Annotated in this window: 18 protein-coding genes and 1 rRNA gene; 18 read left to right on the top strand and 1 reads right to left on the bottom strand. The window is 68.8% G+C overall.

Translation table 11 applies throughout. The annotated features are described in order from the left end of the window. Positions 1-9: 9 nt before the first annotated feature. Complete coding sequence (locus MKD51_RS11715; protein ID WP_240240480.1) at positions 10-369, bottom strand: DUF1844 domain-containing protein; 360 nt, start codon at positions 367-369, stop codon at positions 10-12. 139 nt (positions 370-508) lie between these two features. Between MKD51_RS11715 and infC the strand changes: the two genes are divergently transcribed. The 18 genes from infC (at position 509) to MKD51_RS11625 (ending at position 19,770) form a co-directional block, all read left to right on the top strand. Next, positions 509-1,696, top strand: coding sequence for a translation initiation factor IF-3 (gene infC, locus MKD51_RS11710; protein ID WP_240240479.1), 1,188 nt, complete (start codon positions 509-511; stop codon positions 1,694-1,696). A 9-nt stretch (positions 1,697-1,705) separates the two neighbouring features. Then, complete coding sequence (gene rpmI, locus MKD51_RS11705) at positions 1,706-1,900, top strand: 50S ribosomal protein L35 (protein ID WP_240240478.1); 195 nt, start codon at positions 1,706-1,708, stop codon at positions 1,898-1,900. Positions 1,901-1,933: 33 nt separating this feature from the next. Continuing rightward, on the top strand, positions 1,934-2,320 hold the full coding sequence (gene rplT, locus MKD51_RS11700) for a 50S ribosomal protein L20 (RefSeq protein WP_240240477.1): 387 nt from the start codon (positions 1,934-1,936) through the stop codon (positions 2,318-2,320). A 1-nt stretch (position 2,321) separates the two neighbouring features. Next, complete coding sequence (locus MKD51_RS11695) at positions 2,322-3,134, top strand: RNA methyltransferase (RefSeq protein ID WP_240240476.1); 813 nt, start codon at positions 2,322-2,324, stop codon at positions 3,132-3,134. Positions 3,135-3,198: 64 nt separating this feature from the next. Beyond that, positions 3,199-3,936 (top strand): amino acid ABC transporter ATP-binding protein, encoded by a 738-nt coding sequence (locus tag MKD51_RS11690; RefSeq protein WP_240240475.1) that lies wholly within the window; start codon positions 3,199-3,201, stop codon positions 3,934-3,936. Positions 3,937-3,969: 33 nt separating this feature from the next. After that, entirely contained in the window at positions 3,970-4,854 is an 885-nt protein-coding gene (locus tag MKD51_RS11685) for a glutamate ABC transporter substrate-binding protein (protein ID WP_240240474.1), read from the top strand. 71 nt (positions 4,855-4,925) lie between these two features. Beyond that, entirely contained in the window at positions 4,926-5,576 is a 651-nt protein-coding gene (locus MKD51_RS11680; RefSeq protein ID WP_240240473.1) for an amino acid ABC transporter permease, read from the top strand. Continuing rightward, a complete protein-coding gene (locus MKD51_RS11675) occupies positions 5,573-6,493 on the top strand; it encodes an amino acid ABC transporter permease (protein ID WP_240240472.1) in 921 nt (306 codons plus the stop codon). The genes MKD51_RS11680 and MKD51_RS11675 overlap by 4 nt, the downstream gene beginning before the upstream one ends. Before the next feature lie 29 nt (positions 6,494-6,522). Continuing rightward, positions 6,523-7,569, top strand: coding sequence for a phenylalanine--tRNA ligase subunit alpha (gene pheS, locus MKD51_RS11670; RefSeq protein WP_240240471.1), 1,047 nt, complete (start codon positions 6,523-6,525; stop codon positions 7,567-7,569). After that, a complete protein-coding gene (pheT, locus tag MKD51_RS11665; protein WP_240240470.1) occupies positions 7,569-10,058 on the top strand; it encodes a phenylalanine--tRNA ligase subunit beta in 2,490 nt (829 codons plus the stop codon). The genes pheS and pheT overlap by 1 nt, the downstream gene beginning before the upstream one ends. A gap of 38 nt (positions 10,059-10,096) precedes the next feature. Then, positions 10,097-10,765 carry an SIMPL domain-containing protein gene (locus MKD51_RS11660; protein WP_240240469.1) on the top strand — a complete coding sequence of 223 codons (669 nt, stop codon included), beginning with the start codon at positions 10,097-10,099 and terminating at the stop codon, positions 10,763-10,765. Between the two features lie 41 nt (positions 10,766-10,806). Beyond that, positions 10,807-11,853, top strand: coding sequence for an N-acetyl-gamma-glutamyl-phosphate reductase (gene argC, locus MKD51_RS11655; protein WP_240240468.1), 1,047 nt, complete (start codon positions 10,807-10,809; stop codon positions 11,851-11,853). Beyond that, complete coding sequence (gene argJ, locus MKD51_RS11650) at positions 11,850-13,025, top strand: bifunctional glutamate N-acetyltransferase/amino-acid acetyltransferase ArgJ (protein WP_240240467.1); 1,176 nt, start codon at positions 11,850-11,852, stop codon at positions 13,023-13,025. Before argC ends, argJ begins: the two co-directional genes overlap by 4 nt. Continuing rightward, the gene (argB, locus tag MKD51_RS11645) at positions 13,015-13,938 is read left to right on the top strand and encodes an acetylglutamate kinase (protein ID WP_240240466.1); all 924 of its coding nucleotides are present in this window, start codon (positions 13,015-13,017) and stop codon (positions 13,936-13,938) included. The genes argJ and argB overlap by 11 nt, the downstream gene beginning before the upstream one ends. Further along, positions 13,935-14,864, top strand: a complete 930-nt coding sequence (argF, locus tag MKD51_RS11640) for an ornithine carbamoyltransferase (RefSeq protein WP_240240465.1) — start codon at positions 13,935-13,937, stop codon at positions 14,862-14,864. The genes argB and argF overlap by 4 nt, the downstream gene beginning before the upstream one ends. Further along, positions 14,861-16,303, top strand: coding sequence for an argininosuccinate lyase (gene argH, locus MKD51_RS11635; protein ID WP_240240464.1), 1,443 nt, complete (start codon positions 14,861-14,863; stop codon positions 16,301-16,303). The genes argF and argH overlap by 4 nt, the downstream gene beginning before the upstream one ends. A gap of 10 nt (positions 16,304-16,313) precedes the next feature. Next, positions 16,314-17,627: a tyrosine--tRNA ligase gene (gene tyrS / locus MKD51_RS11630; protein WP_240240463.1), complete on the top strand. Its 1,314-nt coding sequence runs from the start codon at positions 16,314-16,316 to the stop codon at positions 17,625-17,627. A gap of 620 nt (positions 17,628-18,247) precedes the next feature. Beyond that, positions 18,248-19,770 (top strand): 16S ribosomal RNA (locus MKD51_RS11625). The last annotated feature ends 270 nt before the right edge of the window (positions 19,771-20,040 follow it).

The raw sequence follows: 20,040 nt of genomic DNA, 5'->3' as shown, positions 1-20,040 counted from the left end.
GTCGGCTGCTCAGACCACCGAGCCGGTGAACTTCTCGCCGGGGCCCTTGCCGGGCGCGTCGGCGATGGTGCTCGCCTCGCGGAACGCGAGCTGCACGGAGCGCAGGCCGTCGCGCAGCGGCGCGGCGTGGATGCTGCCGATCTCGGGGGCGGCGGCGGTGACGAGACCGGCGAGCGCGTTGATGAGCTTGCGCGCCTCGTCGAGGTCGAGCTGCTGCTCCGGGTCGTCGGCGAGGCCGACCTTGACCGCGGCGGCGCTCAGCAGATGGATCGCGACCGTGTTGATGAGCTCGACCGCCGGCACGTCCGCGATGTCGCGCGCCTGATCGAGGGCGTCGTCTCCGTGGCTGTGCTCTGCGGTGTCGGTCATGGCAATCTTCTCCTGAAGCATCGTCTCTGGTAGGCTTGTGCAGGTTTCGGGCTCTCGCCCGGAGGTGAAAGAGGAGCAATCCCACCCGCAGCCGCTTCAAGGCTACCGGGTCAGCAGCACCAGACGTTCGCCGTCAGAGGTGCTGAGCCGCGCGGCAGCGATCGCGTTCTGGCTTCTCTTCTCGCCGTGCACCACAGCACACAGCACCATCGAGAAGGAGCCCGCGATCAGCGATCCCCGCACCAATGAGCGCATCCGCGTTCCCGAAGTCCGACTTGTCGGACCTGCCGGTGAGCAGGTCGGCGTCGTCCGGGTCGAGGATGCCCTTCGTCTTGCCCGTGAGGCAGAGCTCGACCTCGTCGAGGTCGCTCCTGACGCCCGCCCACCCGTCGTCAAGATCATGGACTACGGCAAGTTCAAGTACGAGCAGGCGCAGAAGGCCAAGGAAGCCCGTCGCAACCAGGCGAACACCGTCCTCAAGGAGGTCCGGTTCCGTCTGAAGATCGACGAGCACGACTACGAGACGAAGCGCAAGCGTGCAGAGGGGTTCCTGGAGGCTGGCGACAAGGTCAAGGCGATGATCCTCTTCCGCGGTCGCGAGCAGTCGCGCCCGGAGCTTGGCGTGAAGCTGCTGCAGCGCTTCGCCGAGGACATCCAGGAGCTGGGCTCGGTCGAGTCGAACCCGATGATCGACGGCCGCAACATGGTGATGGTCGTCGGCCCGCTGCGCTCCAAGTCGGACGCGAAGGCTGAGCAGAACGCCGTCCGCATCGCGCACAAGAAGGCCGAGCAGGAGAAGCGTCGCGCTGAGGCCGAGAAGCAGGCTGCACGCCAGGCGGCAATCGAGGCCGAGCGCCCTGAGCGCCCGACCCTGCCCGCGCAGAGCCGGACCCGCAACGACGGTGAGCTCATGCGCTCGAGCCGTCCCTCGTCCTCCTCTTCGCGTCCGACCTCGTCCTCGTCCTCGCGCCCGACGTCATCGTCGCGGCCGTCGTCCGAGGCTCGTTCGGAGCCCCGCTCGGAGCCTCGTTCGGAGCCGCGCGCCGACTCGCGCCCGAAGCAGACTGCTCGCACGGTCCAGCCCACCCCGGCTGGCGCACCGCGTCCGGCGTCTGCACCCAAGCCCGCTGCCGCATCCGCCGCAGCCACGCCCGCTGCGGCTCCTGCCGCGGCGAAGCCCGCTGCAGACGCAGCACCCAAGCCCGCCGTGAAGCCCGGCGCCCCGAAGCCTGCGGCGAAGCCCGCATCGCCTTCGGCGGCTGCCAAGCCCGCGACGCCCAAGGCCAAGCCGGCGGCCAAGCCCGCCGGCGAGCCAGCATCCGAGTAGGAGAGAAGAATGCCCAAGCAGAAGACGCACTCCGGTGCGAAGAAGCGGTTCAAGGTGACTGGCAGCGGCAAGATCCGCAAGCAGCAGGCCGGCCTGCGCCACCACATGGAGGTCAAGTCGTCGGTCCAGACGCGCCGCCTCAACAAGGACAAGGTCCTGGCTCCGGCCGACGCCAAGATGATCAAGAAGCTGCTCGCTCGCTGACGCGCGCGACGAAGAGATAGAGAGAACAGACTCATGGCACGTGTCAAGAGGGCGGTCAACGCCCACAAGAAGCGTCGCGTCATCCTCGAGCAGGCTTCGGGCTACCGCGGCCAGCGCTCACGCCTGTACCGCAAGGCCAAGGAGCAGCTGCTCCACTCGCACGTCTACGCCTTCCGTGACCGCAAGGCCAAGAAGGGCGACTTCCGCCGCCTGTGGATCCAGCGCATCAACGCCGCGTCGCGCCAGAACGGCCTGACCTACAACCGCCTCATCCAGGGTCTCGGCCTTGCAGGCATCGAGGTCGACCGTCGCATGCTCGCAGAGCTCGCGATCCACGAGCCCGCCACCTTCGCCACCCTCGTCGAGGCGGCCAAGGCAGCACTGCCCGCCGACACGTCGGCACCGCAGAACGCGGCCTGACATGCTCGACAGCCCCCGCGCGCCCCGCGTGCGTGAGGCTGCGAAGCTCCAGCAGCGAACAGCCCGGTCCCAGACCGGGCTGTTCCTGTTGGAGGGCCCGGCCGCGCTCGATGAGATCGTGCGCTGGCAGCCCGCGCTGCTCGTCGACGTCTTCGCGACCGATGCGGCGCAGGAGCGCCACGGCGAGCTGATCGCGGCCGCGCAGCAGCACGCGCCCGTCACCGCAGTCTCCGAGCGCGCCCTCGCGGCGATCGCCGACACCGTGCATCCGCAGGGCGTCGTCGCGGTCGCGAAGCAGGCACCGATGAGCCTCGAGGATGCGCTCGCGCGTGCCTCGAAGGCCGAGCACCCGCTGGTCGCGATCCTCCACGAGGTGCGCGACCCCGGCAACCTCGGCACGATCCTCCGCGCCGCCGACGCGGCTGGCGCATCCGCCGTCATCGTGACGGCCAACTCCGTCGACCCCTACAGCCCGAAGGTCGTGCGCTCGACCACGGGCTCGCTGTTCCACGTCGACGTCGCCGTCGGCGCGACGACGCAGGATGCCATCGAGGCAGCTGCTGCCGTCGGGCTCACCGTGCTCGCTGCCGATGTGTCGGGGGATGACCTGCTGGCGCTGGAGGCGGAGGGCGTGCTCGCGCGCCCCACGGCCTGGCTGTTCGGCAACGAGGCACGCGGCCTCGATGCGGCCACAGTGCGGCTGGCGGATCGGGCCGTGCGACTGCCCGTCTATGGCCGTGCGGAGTCGCTCAACCTCGCCACCGCGGCATCCGTCTGCCTCTATCAGAGCGCGATCGCCCAGCGCCGGATGTAACCGTTTGATTGCGATCCCCAATCCACGCCAAGGGTTGGCCGTCGCGGCATGGTTGTATGAGCGCATGCAGCCCCTCGTCGAGATCGCCGATGTCGAGAAGCACTATGGCGACTTCCATGCGCTGAAGAACATCAACCTCACGGTCGGCAAGGGCGAGGTGGTGGTCGTCATCGGCCCCTCCGGCTCCGGCAAGTCGACGCTGTGTCGCACGATCAATCGACTTGAGACGATCACGTCCGGCTCGATCTCGATCGACGGCAAGGAGCTGCCCAAGGAGGGCAAGGGCCTTGCCGCGCTGCGCGCTGACGTCGGCATGGTCTTCCAGTCGTTCAACCTGTTCGCACACAAGACGATCCTCGAGAACGTCACGCTCGGCCCCATGAAGGTGCGCGGCTTGAAGAAGGCTGAGGCGATCAAGGAGGCCCATGCGCTGCTGGAGCGCGTTGGCGTCGCGCAGCAGGAGGCGAAGCTCCCCGCTCAGCTCTCCGGCGGCCAGCAGCAGCGCGTCGCGATCGCCCGCGCGCTCGCCATGAAGCCAAAGGTCATGCTCTTCGACGAGCCCACCAGCGCCCTCGATCCCGAGATGATCAACGAGGTGCTCGACGTGATGGTCGGTCTCGCCAAGGACGGCATGACGATGATCGTCGTGACCCACGAGATGGGCTTCGCGCGCAAGGCCGCCGATCGCGTCGTCTTCATGGCCGATGGCGAGATCGTCGAAGAGGCGACGCCGGAGGAGTTCTTCACGAACCCCCGGAGCTCGCGCGCCAAGGACTTCCTCTCCAAGCTCATCACTCACTGACCCCGCACCACCCACACATTTCAAGGAGACACCATGCGTAGGACACGACGCAGCGCAGCCATCGCCCTCGGCGCGGCCGCAGCAGTCGCACTGGTCGGCTGTGCCAGCGGCACGCCCGGCGGCGGTGGAGACAGCGAGCAGCCCTTCGAGGTTGCGACCGATGTGCAGCTCGAGGGCTCGCCCACGTTCGACGCCGCGTCGTCGGACGGCACGATCCGGATCGGCGTCAAGGAAGACCAGCCGGGCCTCGGATACCTCGACCCGGTCACCGGCGAGCGCACGGGCTTCGACGTCGACATGGCGCGCTGGGTCGCGGCTTCGCTCGGCTTCTCGGAGGAGCAGATCGAGTTCCAGGCGATCCCCTCCGCGAACCGCGAGCAGGCGCTCGTCAACGGCGATGTCGACTTCTACGTCGGCACCTACTCGATCACCGACGCGCGCAAGGAGCAGATCGACTTCGCCGGCCCGTACTTCGTGACCGGCCAGGGCCTGCTCGTCGGTGTCGACTCCGAGATCGCGTCGGAGGACGACCTGACTGCCGACACCACCGTGTGCTCGGCGACCGGCTCGACGCCGATCCAGAACATCCGCGACAACTACCCCGACGTCCCGACGGAGGAGTTCGACACCTACTCGCAGTGTGTCGAGGCGCTCATCAACGACCAGCTCGACGCGGTCACGACCGACCAGGCGATCCTGATCGGCTACGCCGCACAGGACCCGGAGCAGCTGCAGGTGGTGGGCGAGCCCTTCACCGAGGAGCGCTACGGCATCGGCCTGCCCAAGGGCGACGACGCGCTGCGTGAGCACATCAACGCGCTGCTCGAGGCGAACCCTGACATCTGGCAGGCGATCTACGACAACACCCTTGGCGACTCGGGCGTCGAGGGCACCCAGCCCGAGGTCGACCGCTACTGATCGATTGACGATCTGACGCTGGGCGGCGGGCTGACGCTCGCCGCCCAGCGCCACGGAAGGAGACGACACCGGTGTTCGGCACCCTCTTCGACAACCTCGACCTCTGGGGCGAGGCGCTTGTCGGCACGCTCGTGTTGTTCTTCGGCGGCGGCCTGATCGCGCTGGTGCTCGGCTTCATCATCGGCGCCATGCGCGTCTCGCCGGTGCCGATCGCGCGGGCCGTCGGCACCGCCTACGTCAACCTGGTGCGCAACACGCCGCTGACGCTGCTCTTCTTCGTCTTCGCCCTCGGCGTCCCGGTGCTCGCCGGCACCCGCATGGACTTCCTGCTGCTGGCGGTGTGCGCGCTCGGCCTCTACACAGCGACCTACGTCGCGGAGACGCTGCGCTCCGGCATCAACACTGTGCCGGTCGGGCAGGCAGAGGCGGCCCGTGCGATCGGCCTGACCTTCGGCCAGGTCATGGGCTTGGTCGTGCTGCCGCAGGCAGGCCGAGCCGTGATCCCGCCCATGATGAGCGTGCTGATCGCGCTGCTCAAGAACACCACGGTCGCCGCAGGCTTCTCCGTGCTGAACCTCGGCTCGATCCGCAACTACCTCTCCGAGCGCGGCGAGAACGCCATGTTCGTGCTGCTGTGGGTCGCCATCATCTTCATCGCGCTGGTGCTGCTGCTCTCGTGGCTGCAACGCGTGCTCGAGAACAAGTGGAGAGTGGCGCGATGAGCCAGACCTCGGTCCTCTACGACCTGCCGGGCCCCCGCGCGATCGCGCGCAACCGACTGCTCGGCATGATCACCATCGTGGTGCTGCTCGCGCTCTTCGGGCTCCTGGTGTGGCGCATGCTCGACACCGGCCAGTTCGACGCCTCGAAATGGGAGGCGTTCGGCTATGCAGCGATCTGGCAGCGCATCCTGGGCGGACTGCTCAACACCTTGAGCGCCTTCGCGCTCGCGGCAGTGGGCGCGCTCGTGCTGGGCTTCGTGCTGGCCATCGGCCGGCTCTCCGACCACGCCTGGGTTCGCGTGCCGGTTGCCTGGATCACGGAGCTGCTGCGAGCGGTGCCCGTGCTCGTGTTCATGATGCTGCTGTACTACGCGATGCCCGTGATCGGCGTGCGGTTCTCGCCGTTCGAAGCCGTCGTGATCGCGCTGGTCGCCTACAACGGCTCCGTGCTCGCCGAGGTGATCCGGGCCGGCGTGGAATCGCTGCCGCGCGGTCAGCAGGAGGCGGGCTACGCGGTGGGTCTGCGCAAGGCGGGCGTCATGCGACTGATCCTGCTGCCGCAGGCGATCCGGGCGATGATGCCGGTCGTGATCTCGCAGCTGGTCGTCACGCTGAAGGACACCGCGCTGGGCTTCATCATCACGTACGAGGAGTTGCTCTACGTCGCCAAGCAGCTCGGCAGCACCGCCGGGCTCGACCGACCGATCATCCAGTCGACCATCGTGATCGGCGCGATCTACATCGTCATCTGCCTGCTGCTGTCGTGGTTCGCGAACTACCTGCAGCGCCGCACCGAGGCATCGCCGAAGGTGCAGGGCCCGCAGAAGCCGCTGGCCGACGACGGCGTCACCGACACGCAGCTGCTGCTGACGCAGCGCGGGGTCGACGGACTCCCCGGCAAGGCCGGCGGACAGTAGAGCTGCTGCGCGATCGGTAGGATCGTCGGGTGCCCAATCCCGACGAGAACGCCGACCTCGGCGCGCGCGTCGACGCCGCGGTGACCGCGGCGCTCGCCGCCATCGAAGCCGCCACCACGACCGCCGAGCTGCAGGCCGCGAAGGCCGCGCACAACGGGCAGGGGAGCGAGCTCGCCTCGCTCAACGGCAGCCTGCGCGACATCGCGCCCGAGGATCGCAAGGCCGCCGGCCAGGTCATCGGCGCCGGCCGCGGCCGCGTCGCCGAGGCCATCGCCGCCCGCCAGGGCGAGCTCGCCGCCGTCGAGGAGCAAGCGCAGCTCGAGGCTGAGCGCGTCGACGTCACCGCACTGCCGCGCATCCGCGCCACCGGTGGACGGCATCCGCTCACCATGCTCATGGATGAGATGAGCGACGTGTTCGTCGGCATGGGCTGGGAGATCGCCGAGGGGCCCGAGCTCGAGCACGAGTGGTACAACTTCGACGCCCTCAACGTCGACCCCGACCACCCCGCGCGTGGGGAGTCCGACACCTTCTACGTCGCGCCCGCCGACCGCCACATGGTGCTGCGCACGCAGACGAGTCCCGTGCAGATGCGCTCGATGCTGACGCGCGAGCTGCCCATCTACGTGGTCGCCCCCGGCCGCGTCTACCGCACCGACGACATCGACGCGACGCACCTGCCCGTCTTCACCCAGATCGAGGGCCTCGCCATCGACAAGGGCATCACGATGGCGAACCTGCGGGGCACGCTCGAGCACCTCGCCCGCATCATGTTCGGCGAGGAGGCGAAGATCCGCCTGCGCCCCAACTACTTCCCGTTCACCGAGCCCAGCGCCGAGATGGATGTCTGGCACCCCGGCATGCGCGGTGGTCCCCGCTGGGTCGAATGGGGCGGCTGCGGCATGGTCAACCCCAACGTGCTGCGCGCCGCGGGTCTCGACCCCGAGGTCTACTCGGGCTTCGCGTTCGGCATGGGCATCGAGCGCACCCTGCAGTTCCGGTACCAGCTCGACGACATGCGCGACATGATCGAGGGCGATGTGCGCTTCACCGAGCAGTTCGGGATGGTGATCTGATGCGGATTCCGCTGTCATGGCTCGCAGAGCACGTCGAGCTGCCGAAGGAGGGCGCCGCCGACTGGCTGCACGCCCAGCTCGTGCGCGTCGGCTTCGAGGAAGAGGCGGTGCACGGCGGTGAGCTGCGCGGGCCGATCGTCGTCGGCCGCGTGCTCGAGATCGTCGAGGAGCCGCAGAAGAACGGCAAGATCATCCGCTGGTGCCAGGTCGACGTCGGCGAGGCCAACGGCGGCGTGCGCGGCATCGTCTGCGGCGCGCTGAACTTCGTCGAGGGTGACCGCGTGGTGGTGACGCTGCCGGGCGCTGCGCTCGGCGACTTCGAGATCGCCGCCCGCAAGACCTACGGCCACGTCTCCGACGGCATGATCGCCTCCGAGCGCGAGCTGGGGCTCGGCGACGACCACGACGGCATCATGCGCCTCGACGAGCTCGGCATCCCAGGAGACGTGGGGGCGGATGCGCTGACGCTGTTGGGTCTGGACGATCAGGCGGTCGAGATCAACGTCACGCCCGACCGCGGGTACGCGCTCTCGATCCGCGGCATCGCCCGCGAGCTGGCCTCGGCGACCGGCCGGCCGTTCACCGACCCCGCCGAGACCGCGCGCAGCGCGATCGACGTCGGCACCCCATCCGGCTTCCCGCTGGCGATCGAGGACGACGCGCCCATCCGCGGCAGCGTCGGCTGCTCGCGCTTCGTGGCGCGCATCGTGCGCGGCATCGACCAGTCGCGCCAGACCCCATCGTGGATGGTCTCGCGGCTGCGGCTCGCGGGCATGCGCTCGGTCTCGCTCGGCGTCGACATCACGAACTACGTCATGCTCGAGCTCGGCCAGCCGACGCACGGCTACGACCTCGGCAAGCTGCAGGGCGGCATCGTCGTGCGCCGCGCGGCAGCCGGCGAGCGCATCACCACGCTCGACGATGTCGATCGCGCGCTGCACAGCGAGGATCTCCTCATCACCGACGACCGCGGCGCCATCGGCATCGCGGGCGTCATGGGAGGCGCAGAGACCGAGATGGATGCGTCGACCACCGACGTGCTCATCGAGGCAGCCACCTTCGACGCGGTGACGATCGGTCGCGCATCCCGCAGGCATCGGCTGATCTCTGAGGCGTCCAAGCGGTTCGAGCGGGGCGTCGATCCTGCCGTCGCCGACGCCGCCGCCGCGCGCGTCGCGCAGCTGCTCGTCGAGCTCGGTGGCGGCACGCTCGACACCGAGCTGGGTGCAGAGGTGGGCGGTGTGCCCGAGTTGCAGCCGATCACGATCCCGATCGGCTTCTGGAGCACCCTCACGGGCGCCGACTACACCGACGACGAGGCTCGCGCCGCGCTCGTCTCGGTCGGTGCCGTCATCGACGAGAGCGGAGCCGAAGGCAGCTGGTCGGTCACGCCGCCCACCTGGCGGCCCGACATCGTCGACCGCGAGAGCCTCGTCGAGGAGGTCGCGCGCATCGTCGGCTTCGACCGCATCCCCTCCGTGCTGCCGGTCGCGCCCCCGGGCCGCGGCTTCACTCGCGCGCAGCGGCTGCGGCGCGGCGTCGCCAACGGGCTCGCCGCGGCGGGTCTCACGGAGGTGCTGGTCGCCCCGTTCGTCACCGAGCGACAGGCGCGCCTCACCGGCGCGGAGCCCGTGCGCCTCGAGAACCCCCTCGACGGCGAGCGTCCCTGGATGCGCACCGCGCTGGTGCCGGGCATGCTCGACACCGCGCACCGCAATGTCGGCCGCGGGCTGACGGATCTGGCGCTGTTCGAGCTCGGACGCGTCTTCCTGGCCGTCGACGGGCACGGCACGGACGCGCTGCCGAGCGCCGCTGAGCGCCCTGCCGACACCGTGCTGGCCGAGCTCGATCGATTGCCGGAGCAGCCCGATCACGCGGCCGTCGTGCTGGTCGGCGAGCGGGTGCGCAAGCAGCCGGGTCGTGCGGCGGAGCGCTTCGGCATCGCCGACGCCATCGAGGCATCGGTCCGGGTCGCCCTGGCCGTCGGGCTCGAGCTCGACGTGCGCCAGGCGCAGCGCGACTGGCTGCACCCCGGAAGGGCTGCAGAGCTGCTCGTCGGCGACGAGGTCATCGGTGTCGCCGGCGAGCTGCTGCCGGCGCTGGCAGCCGAGGCCGACCTGCCGCGCGTCGTCGCGGTCGCGGAGCTCGACCTCAGCGCGCTCATCCGGCTCGCCAGGGTGGGCCTCGAGACGCAGCTGATCGCTCCGGTGCCCGCCGCGACACAGGATCTCTCGCTCGTGGTGCCGATCGACGTGCCCGCTGGCGAGGTGCGCCGCGCGGTGCGCGAGGGTGCTGGTGCGCTGCTCGAGCACATCGCGCTCGTCGACGACTACCGCGGCACGGGTCTGGGCGAGCAGGAGAAGTCGCTCACCTTCGCGCTCCGCTTCCGCGCCATCGACCGCACGCTGACCGCGGCCGAGGCGTCGGAAGCGAAGCTCGCGGGCCTCGCCGTCGCCGCCGAGCGGCATGGCGCGCACCTGCGCGAGTAGCGCCCGAGCGGCCAGGATGCGGGAGTAGCATCCGAGCCATGGTGGAGATCACGGTCTGCGGCACGGCGGTCGAGCGCGCGAGCGCCGAGCGGGCGACCGTCACGGTGCAGTCGCGCTGGAGCGCACCGCGCCCGGACGAGGCGATGCGGGCGGTGGCCGAGGCGCACGAGCGCCTGATCACCGACGCGAAGGGCCACGAGAGCGCCGGCGCCGCGGAGTCGTGGCATGCCGACCGCGTCTGGATCTCGCACCACGAGGAGTGGGTCGGCGAGGGCCAGCCGCGCCGCTCTGTCTACACCGCGGCAGCCTCGGTGACCGTGCGCTTCCGCGACTTCGAGGTGCTCGGCACCTGGATCGGCGTCGTCGGCCTGCACCAGACGCACGAGGTGGGCGGCATCGCCTGGTCGCTCTCGGAGGAGACCGAGCGCGAGCGCGCCAAGGCGGCACGCACCCGCGCGATCGCCGACGCCGTCGAGCGCGCGGGCGACTACGCGTCGGCCGCGGGCCTCGGCGCGCCGGTCGTCGACGCGATCCAAGAGCCGGGCACGACGCCGCCGGCGCCACCACGGGGCAAGGCTCGCATGGCGACGATGGCCATGGAGTCCGCCGACGCAGCGCCCGCCGTCTCGCTTGAGGCCGGCGAGCTCGAGGTGCGCGCCGCCGTCGAGGTGCGCTTCGTCGCGGATGCGCTGCGGCACGTTGTCTGATTCGGGCCGGTGAGGGATCCACGGCCGAGTAGCCTGGATGCATGAGCCTCTCCGTCGCCGTCGCAGGTGCGAGCGGATACGCAGGTGGCGAGCTGCTGCGGCTGCTCGCGCAGCACCCCGAGCTGGAGGTGCGCACGGTGACGGCGCACTCCAACGCCGGGCAGCCCCTGGTCTCCGTCCATCCGAACCTGCGCTCCCTCGCATCGCTGACCTTCCAGGAGACGACACCTGAGGTGCTCGCGGGTCACGACGTCGTCTTCCTGGCCTTGCCGCACGGCCACTCGGGCGGTCTCGCCGCGCAGCTGCCGGATTCCACTCTCGTCGTCGACGCGGGTGCTGACCATCGCCTCGAGCGTGCAGCGGAGTGGCAGGCCTTCTACGGCACTGAGCACGCCGGCACCTGGCCCTACGGCATGCCGGAGCTCATCCTCGCCGACGGCGGCAGGCAGCGCCGTGAGCTGCGCGCCGCCCGCCGCATCGCCGTGCCGGGCTGCAACGCCACGGCCGTCACGCTCGCCATCGCGCCGGGCGTCGCAGCCGGCCTGATCGACACCGCCGCGATCACCTCGGTGCTCGCTGTCGGCGCCTCCGGTGCGGGTCGGGCAGCGAAGACCCACCTGCTCGCCTCCGAGCTCATGGGCTCCGCGACGCCCTACGGTGTCGGCGGCACTCACCGCCACCTGCCGGAGATCGCGCAGAACCTGCGTGCCGTCGGCGCGGGCGAGATCCGTCACTCCTTCACGCCCGTGCTGGTGCCCATGTCGCGCGGCATCCTCGCGACCGTCACCGCCCCGCTGGTCGGGGACGCGACGGCCGACCAGGTGCGCTCCGCGTGGTTGAGCGCCTACGGCGATGAGTCCTTCATCCACATCACGCCGGCCGGGCAGTACCCGCGCACCGCGGATGTGCTGGGATCGAACGCGGTGCACCTCGGCATCGGCCTCGACGAGGCCGCGGGCCGCGTCGTCGTGATCGCCGCGATCGACAACCTCGGCAAGGGCACGGCAGGTGCTGCGATCCAGTCTGCCAACATCGCGCTCGGCTTCGACGAGCACCTCGGTCTCTCGGTCGACGGGGTCGCCCCGTGAGCGTCACCGCGGCCGCAGGCTTCCGCGCGGCCGGCGTCGCCGCTGGCCTGAAGTCCACCGGTGCCCGCGATGTCGCGCTCATCGTCAACGACGGGCCGCTCTCGACGGCAGCCGGCGTCTTCACCTCCAACCGCGCCAAGGCCAATCCCGTGCTGTGGAGCGAGCAGGCGCTCGCGGGCGGCAGCGCCCGCGCCGTCATCCTCAACTCCGGCGGCGCCAACTGCTTCACCGGCTCGTTCGGGTTCCAGACCACGCACCAGACGGCAGAGCGCGTCGCCGAACGGCTCGGGCTGGGCGCGATCGAGGTGCAGGTGTGCTCGACGGGCCTCATCGGCGTCGGCGACGAGAGCTTCCGCCAGGGGGTCCTGCGCGGTGTCGACGCGGCGGCGGATGCGCTGTCCCGCGAGGGCGGGGACGACGCGGCCGCGGCGATCATGACCACCGACTCGGTGCCGAAGCAGGCGGTCGTGACCGGCCCCGCCCCCGCAACCGGCACCGCCTGGACGGTCGGCGGCATGGCGAAGGGCGCCGGTATGCTGGCCCCGGGGCTCGCAACGATGCTCGTCGTGCTCACCACCGATGCGGTCGTCGACGCCGATGTGCTCGACCGCGCGCTGCGCGCTGCCACCCGCGTCACCTTCGACCGCCTCGACTCCGACGGCTGCATGTCGACGAACGACACCGTGCTGCTGCTCGCGAGCGGCGCCTCCGGCACGGCGGCCGACGAAGCCGAGCTGACGGCGGCCGTCACCGCCGTCTGCGACGACCTCGCCCAGCAGCTGCAGCTCGACGCCGAGGGTGCGAGCCACGACATCACCATCGAGGTGCGCTCCGCCGCCAGCGAGGACGACGCGGTCGTCGTCGCCCGCTCGGTGGCCCGCTCGAACCTGTTCAAGGCCGCGATCTTCGGCAACGACCCCAACTGGGGCCGCGTGCTCGCCGCGATCGGCACGACGGATGCGGCGTTCGATCCGTACGCGGTCGATGTCGGCTTCAACGGCGTGCGGGTCTGCCACGCGGGCACCCCGGATCGCCCGCGCGAGGAGGTCGACCTGACGCCGCGCGCGACCCACATCGTGATCGACCTGTTCGCGGGTGGAGCGAGCGCCAGCATCCGCACCAATGACCTCACCCACGACTACGTGCACGAGAACTCGGCATATGCGAGCTAGTGACGCCCGCGCGGCCGAGCTCGCGCTGAAGGCCGAGACGCTCATCGAGTCGCTGCCGTGGCTCGAGCGCTACCGCGGCGCGACGATGGTCGTGAAGTACGGCGGCAACGCGATGATCAGCGAAGCGCTGCAGCGCGCCTTCGCCGAGGACATGGTCTATCTGCGCCACGTGGGCATCTCGCCGGTGGTCGTGCACGGCGGTGGCCCGCAGATCAGCGAAGCCCTGCGCATCCACGGCATCGAGAGCGAGTTCCGCGGCGGCTACCGCGTCACGAGCCGCGCGGCGATGGATGTCGTGCGGATGGTGCTCACCGGCCAGGTGGCGCGCACGCTCGTGTCGCTCATCAACCAGCACGGACCGCTCGCGGCCACGCTCTCCGGCGAGGACGCCGGCCTGTTCACGGGCCGCAGGCGCGGCACCGTCGTCGACGGCGAGGATGTCGATCTCGGCCAGGTGGGCGATGTGGTGGCGGTCGACCCGGCCCCCGTGCAGCGGCTGCTCGACGCCGGGCTGATCCCGGTCGTCTCGTCGATCGCTCCGGATGGCGATGCGCCGGGGGAGTCGCTGAACGTGAACGCCGACGCGGCAGCAGCGGCGCTCGCGGCGGCGCTGGGCGCGGCGAAGCTCGTCATCCTCACCGACATCGAGGGTCTGTACCGCGACTGGCCGGATCGCTCGAGCCTCATCAGCGAGATCACCGACGTCGAGCTCGAGGCGCTGCTGCCGAGCCTCGAGTCGGGCATGATCCCCAAGATGCAGGCTTGCCTGACGGCTGTGCGCGCCGGCGTGCCCAAGGCAGCGATCATCGACGGCCGCTCGCCCCACTCCATCCTCACCGAGATCTTCACGACCGCGGGCTCCGGCACCGAGGTCGTGCCCGCATCCGACCCCTCCGACAAGGAGCACGCATGACGCGCCACTTCCTCCGCGACGACGACCTGAGCCCCGCCGAGCAGCGCGAGGTGCTCGAGCGAGCCGTGCGGATGAAGCAGGATCGCTGGGGGGAGCGCCCGCTCGCGGGCCCGAAGTCGGTGGCCGTCATCTTCGACAAGTCATCGACCCGCACGCGCGTGTCCTTCCACGTCGGCATCTCGGACATGGGTGGCTCGCCGCTCATCATCTCGACCGCGTCGAGCCAGCTCGGCGGCAAGGAGACCGCTGCCGACACCGCGCGCGTGCTCGAGCGACAGGTCGCCGCGATCGTCTGGCGCACGTATGCGCAGTCCGGTCTCGAGCAGATGGCGCAGGGCACGCGGGTGCCGGTGGTCAATGCGCTCTCCGACGACTTCCACCCCTGCCAGCTGCTCGCCGACCTGCTGACGATGCAGGAGCACAAGGGCGAGCTCGCGGGGCTCACGGTCGCCTTCGTCGGCGATGGCCGCTCGAACATGGGGCAGTCCTACCTGCTCGCCTGCGCGACGGCTGGCATGCACGTGCGCGTCGGCTCGCCAGCCGAGCACTCGCCCGAGCCCGATGTCGTCGCCGCGGCGCAGCGCATCGCGGCCGAGACCGGTGGCAGCGCGATCGTGGTGCACGACGCACCGGCGGCCGTCGCCGACGCCGACATCGTCGTCACCGACACCTGGGTCTCGATGGGCAAGGAGGCGGAGAAGGCTGAGCGCGTCGCCACCTTCGGCGACTTCAAGGTCGATCAGGCGCTCATGGCGCGGGCATCGCCCGGAGCGGTCTTCATGCACTGCCTGCCGGCCGACCGCGGCTTCGAGGTGGCGGCAGACGTCATCGATGGGCCGCAGTCGATCATCTGGGACGAGGCCGAGAACCGGCTGCACGCGCAGAAGGCGCTGCTGGCCTGGCTGCTCGAGCGGAACGCAGCATGAGCGCCGCCGACGACCGGTCCTCTGACGCCCAGGAGGCAGCGCACGGCACCAACCAGGGCTCCCTCTGGGGCGGCCGCTTCGCATCCGGCCCCAGCCCTGAGATGGCCCGGCTGTCGAAGTCGACCCAGTTCGACTGGCGGCTCGCGCAGCTCGACATCCGCGGCTCGAAGGCGCACGCCACGGCGCTGCACGCCGCCGGCCTGCTCGACGACGACCAGCTGGCCGCCATGCGCGCCGCGCTCGACGAGCTGAGCGAGCGGGTGCGCACCGGCGCCTTCGTCGCGGCGGAGTCGGACGAGGATGTCCACGGCGCGCTCGAGCGCGGCCTGATCGAGATCGCCGGCCCCGACCTGGGCGGCAGGCTGCGCGCCGGACGCTCGCGCAACGACCAGATCGCGACGCTCGTGCGGGTGTGGATGCTGGAGGAGACCGAGGAGGTCGCCCGCGGCATCCGCGCGGTGATCGAGGCCCTGCGCATGCAGGCCGATGCCCACCCGGATGCCCCGATGCCGGGGAGGACGCACCTGCAGCATGCACAGCCGGTGCTGCTCTCGCACCATCTGCTCGCGCACGCGTGGCCGCTGCTGCGCGACCTCGAGCGGCTCGCCGACTGGCGGGTGCGCGCGGGGGAGTCGCCCTACGGAGCCGGTGCTCTCGCCGGCTCGACGCTGGGCCTCGACCCGGCGCTCGTCGCGCGCGAGCTCGGCCTGGCGGCGCCGAGCCCGAACTCGATCGATGCCACCGCAGCGCGCGACGTCGTCGCCGAGCTGACCTTCGTGCTGGCGATGACGGCGATCGACCTCTCGCGGCTCGCGGAGGAGGTCATCTTCTGGTCGACGAGAGACGTCGGGTTCGCGAAGCTGCACGACGGCTTCTCCACCGGGTCGTCGATCATGCCGCAGAAGAAGAACCCCGACATCGCCGAGCTCGCGCGCGGCAAGGCAGGTCGTCTGATCGGCGACCACGTCGGCCTGCTCGCGACGCTGAAGGCGCTCCCGCTGGCCTACAACCGCGATCTGCAGGAGGACAAGGAGCCCGTCTTCGACGGGGTCGACCAGCTGCAGGTGCTGCTGCCGGCCTTCGCCGGCATGGTGGCGACCCTCGACTTCGACGAGGAGCGGATGCGTGCGGGTGCCGCAGCGGGGTACGCGCTCGCGACCGACGTGGCCGAGTGGCTCGTGCGGCGGCGCGTGCCGTTCCGGGACGCGCATGAGATCTCGGGCGCACTCGTGCGGCTGTGCGAGCAGCGCGGCATCGAGCTCGACGAGGCGAGTGACGAGGACTACCGCTCGGTCTCGGAGCACCTGACGCCCGAGGTGCGCGCGGTGCTCACCGTCGATGGCGCGATCGCGTCGCGCTCCGGCGTCGGCGGCACCGCGGGATCTGCGGTCGCCGAGCAGCGGCGTGCGCTCGACGAGCGACTCGGCCGCCTCGGGTAGATTTGTCGATGTGATCGAACTCGCTCCCATCCAGCTCGACCCTGCATTCGACAATGTCTGGGACGAGCTGCAGTATCGCGGCAGCGTGCACGTCTCGACCGACCCGGAGGCCCTCGCCGCCGCGCTCGGCGGCGACCCGATCACCTACTACTGCGGCTTCGATCCCACGGCGCCGAGCCTCCACCTGGGCAACCTCGCGCAGCTGATCATCATGCGTCGGCTCCAGCTCGCAGGTCACCGGCCGCTCGCGCTGGTCGGCGGCTCGACCGGTCTGATCGGCGACCCCAAGCCCACCTCGGAGCGCCAGCTCAATGAGCGGGAGACCGTCGCCGAGTGGGTCGACTACCTGGGGGCGCAGATGCTGCGCTTCCTCTCTGCCGATGGTGACAACGCCGTGCGGCTGGTGAACAACCTCGACTGGACGGCGCCGATGTCGACGGTCGACTTCCTGCGCGAGATCGGCAAGCACTTCCGCGTCGGCACGATGCTGCGCAAGGATGCCGTCGCATCCCGCATGGAGTCCGATGAGGGCATCTCCTACGCCGAGTTCAGCTACCAGGTGCTGCAGGGACTCGACTTCCGCGAGCTCTACCTGCGCCACGGCTGCACCATGCAGCTCGGCGGCAGCGACCAGTGGGGCAACCTCACCGCCGGCACCGAGCTGATCCGCAAGGCGGAGGGTGCGCACGCGCATGCCCTCGGCTCACCGCTCATCACCGACGCCGATGGCAAGAAGTTCGGCAAGAGCGAGGGCAATGCGGTCTGGCTCGACGCCAACCTGACGACGCCGTACGCGCTGTACCAGTTCTGGCTCAACCAGGACGACGCGATCGTGGTGCAGCTCCTGAAGTCGTTCACGTTCCTGCCCTCGGCGCGCATCGACGAGCTCGCACAGGCGGTGGCGGATGCGCCGTTCCGGCGGGAGGCGCAGCGCGAGCTCGCGGTGCAGGCCACGTCGTTCATCCACGGGGCGGAGGCGACGCGGCAGGCGATCGATGCGTCGCAGGCGCTGTTCGGCGCCGGTGATCTGACTGCGCTCGATGCGCTGACGCTCGCCGCAGCAGTGCGCTCGCTCGACAAGCAGGCGACAGCGACGACGGATGCACCTGTGCTGCAGCTGCTGCAGGAGACCGGATTGGTGGAGTCGCTCTCCGATGGCCGGCGCGCGATCGCGCAGGGCGGGGTCAGCGTGAACAACGAGCGCATCGAGGATCCTGCGGCGACCTTGGACGGCCGGCTGCTGCATGGCAGGTTCGCGGTGCTGCGTCGCGGGAAGAAGACGCTGGCAGGGATCGACACTGCACGGGAGACGACGGGGGCCTGAGGGCCCCCGTCGCCGTTTTCCCCGGAATTCCGGGGCGACACGCCCGGGATGCAGCCGTTTTGCGCCCATGGGTCACGCTCCGTGTAATGTTTCTACCTGTCACCCCATAGACGCAGAGCCGAGAGGCCAGCGGATCAAGAGGGACCACCTCCTCGCCGTCAGGCACCACGCAGTTTGCGTGCTGGGCCGAAACGCGAGTATGGTGACAATCCACTTCAATGGTGAAAGTGCGGAGCGCATGGACGGCAGCTACAGCAGCCGGCCAGCGCGACACGCCGACTTGACAGTCACTCCGGATCGTGTAACCTAGACAGGTTGCCACAACCCGGGACTGAGAGTCCGGTGGGAGCAGAGCTCCGCACGGCGTGTCGAATTGACACTCGCCAGGAAGTGGTTATGATTGAGAAGTTGCCTCGGCGCTAACCTGAAAGGGAAAGCACGAGAGCGTCCGATCCTTGAGAACTCAACAGCGTGCACAATGTCAAATGCCAAATTATTAACTCGTCCTGTCTTCGGACAGAACGATTCCTTTGGATAAGACAGATTGTCAGTAGACAGTCTATTTTGTCAGCATCAAACTCGCTGCCATCCGGTTTTCCCCGGTTGGTACGCAACTTTTCTATACGGAGAGTTTGATCCTGGCTCAGGACGAACGCTGGCGGCGTGCTTAACACATGCAAGTCGAACGATGAAAGAGGAGCTTGCTCCTCTGGATTAGTGGCGAACGGGTGAGTAACACGTGAGCAATGTGCCCTTGACTCTGGAATAAGCGCTGGAAACGGCGTCTAATACTAGATACGACCCTCGGAGGCATCTCCTGGGGGTGGAAAGAATTTCGGTCAAGGATCAGCTCACGGCCTATCAGTTAGTTGGTGAGGTAACGGCTCACCAAGACTACGACGGGTAGCCGGCCTGAGAGGGTGACCGGCCACACTGGGACTGAGACACGGCCCAGACTCCTACGGGAGGCAGCAGTGGGGAATATTGCACAATGGGCGCAAGCCTGATGCAGCAACGCCGCGTGAGGGACGACGGCCTTCGGGTTGTAAACCTCTTTTAGCAGGGAAGAAGCGAAAGTGACGGTACCTGCAGAAAAAGCACCGGCTAACTACGTGCCAGCAGCCGCGGTAATACGTAGGGTGCAAGCGTTGTCCGGAATTATTGGGCGTAAAGAGCTCGTAGGCGGTTTGTCACGTCTGCTGTGAAATCCCGAGGCTCAACCTCGGGCTTGCAGTGGGTACGGGCAGACTAGAGTGCGGTAGGGGAGATTGGAATTCCTGGTGTAGCGGTGGAATGCGCAGATATCAGGAGGAACACCGATGGCGAAGGCAGATCTCTGGGCCGTTACTGACGCTGAGGAGCGAAAGCATGGGGAGCAAACAGGCTTAGATACCCTGGTAGTCCATGCCGTAAACGTTGGGAACTAGATGTGGGGACCATTCCACGGTCTCCGTGTCGTAGCTAACGCATTAAGTTCCCCGCCTGGGGAGTACGGCCGCAAGGCTAAAACTCAAAGGAATTGACGGGGGCCCGCACAAGCGGCGGAGCATGCGGATTAATTCGATGCAACGCGAAGAACCTTACCAAGGCTTGACATATACGAGAACGCACTGGAGACAGTGAACTCTTTGGACACTCGTATACAGGTGGTGCATGGTTGTCGTCAGCTCGTGTCGTGAGATGTTGGGTTAAGTCCCGCAACGAGCGCAACCCTCGTCCTATGTTGCCAGCACGTAATGGTGGGAACTCATGGGATACTGCCGGGGTCAACTCGGAGGAAGGTGGGGATGAGGTCAAATCATCATGCCCCTTATGTCTTGGGCTTCACGCATGCTACAATGGCCGGTACAATGGGCTGCGATACCGTAAGGTGGAGCGAATCCCAAAAAGCCGGTCTCAGTTCGGATTGAGGTCTGCAACTCGACCTCATGAAGTCGGAGTCGCTAGTAATCGTAGATCAGCAACGCTACGGTGAATACGTTCCCGGGCCTTGTACACACCGCCCGTCAAGTCATGAAAGTCGGTAACACCCGAAGCCGGTGGCCTAACCTTTTGGAGGGAGCCGTCGAAGGTGGGATCGGTAATTAGGACTAAGTCGTAACAAGGTAGCCGTACCGGAAGGTGCGGCTGGATCACCTCCTTTCTAAGGAGCATCTCGCCGGCATAGCCGGCGCAGAGCCACTTCGGTCGCATACGTCGACCGGTGGTCAGCTCATGGGTGGAACTTTGACATTGGCACTCGAGAGATCGAGTCCAGCTCAGTACGGTTGCTTCGGCAGCCTGGAAACGCGGGACTCGGGACATCGGGTGCATGCACGCTGTTGGGTCCTGAGGGACCGGACGGCGCCTTTTGGCGTCTGAAGACCCTCGGACCGGCCGGCTGAAGCGCACATGCGTTGAAGTCGTCGGTACC

It is taken from the genome of Agrococcus sp. ARC_14 (assembly GCF_022436485.1).
GTDB lineage: Bacteria > Actinomycetota > Actinomycetes > Actinomycetales > Microbacteriaceae > Agrococcus.
The sequence above is the reverse complement of the archived record's forward strand: the minus strand, read 5'-3'. Positions and strand labels throughout refer to the sequence as shown.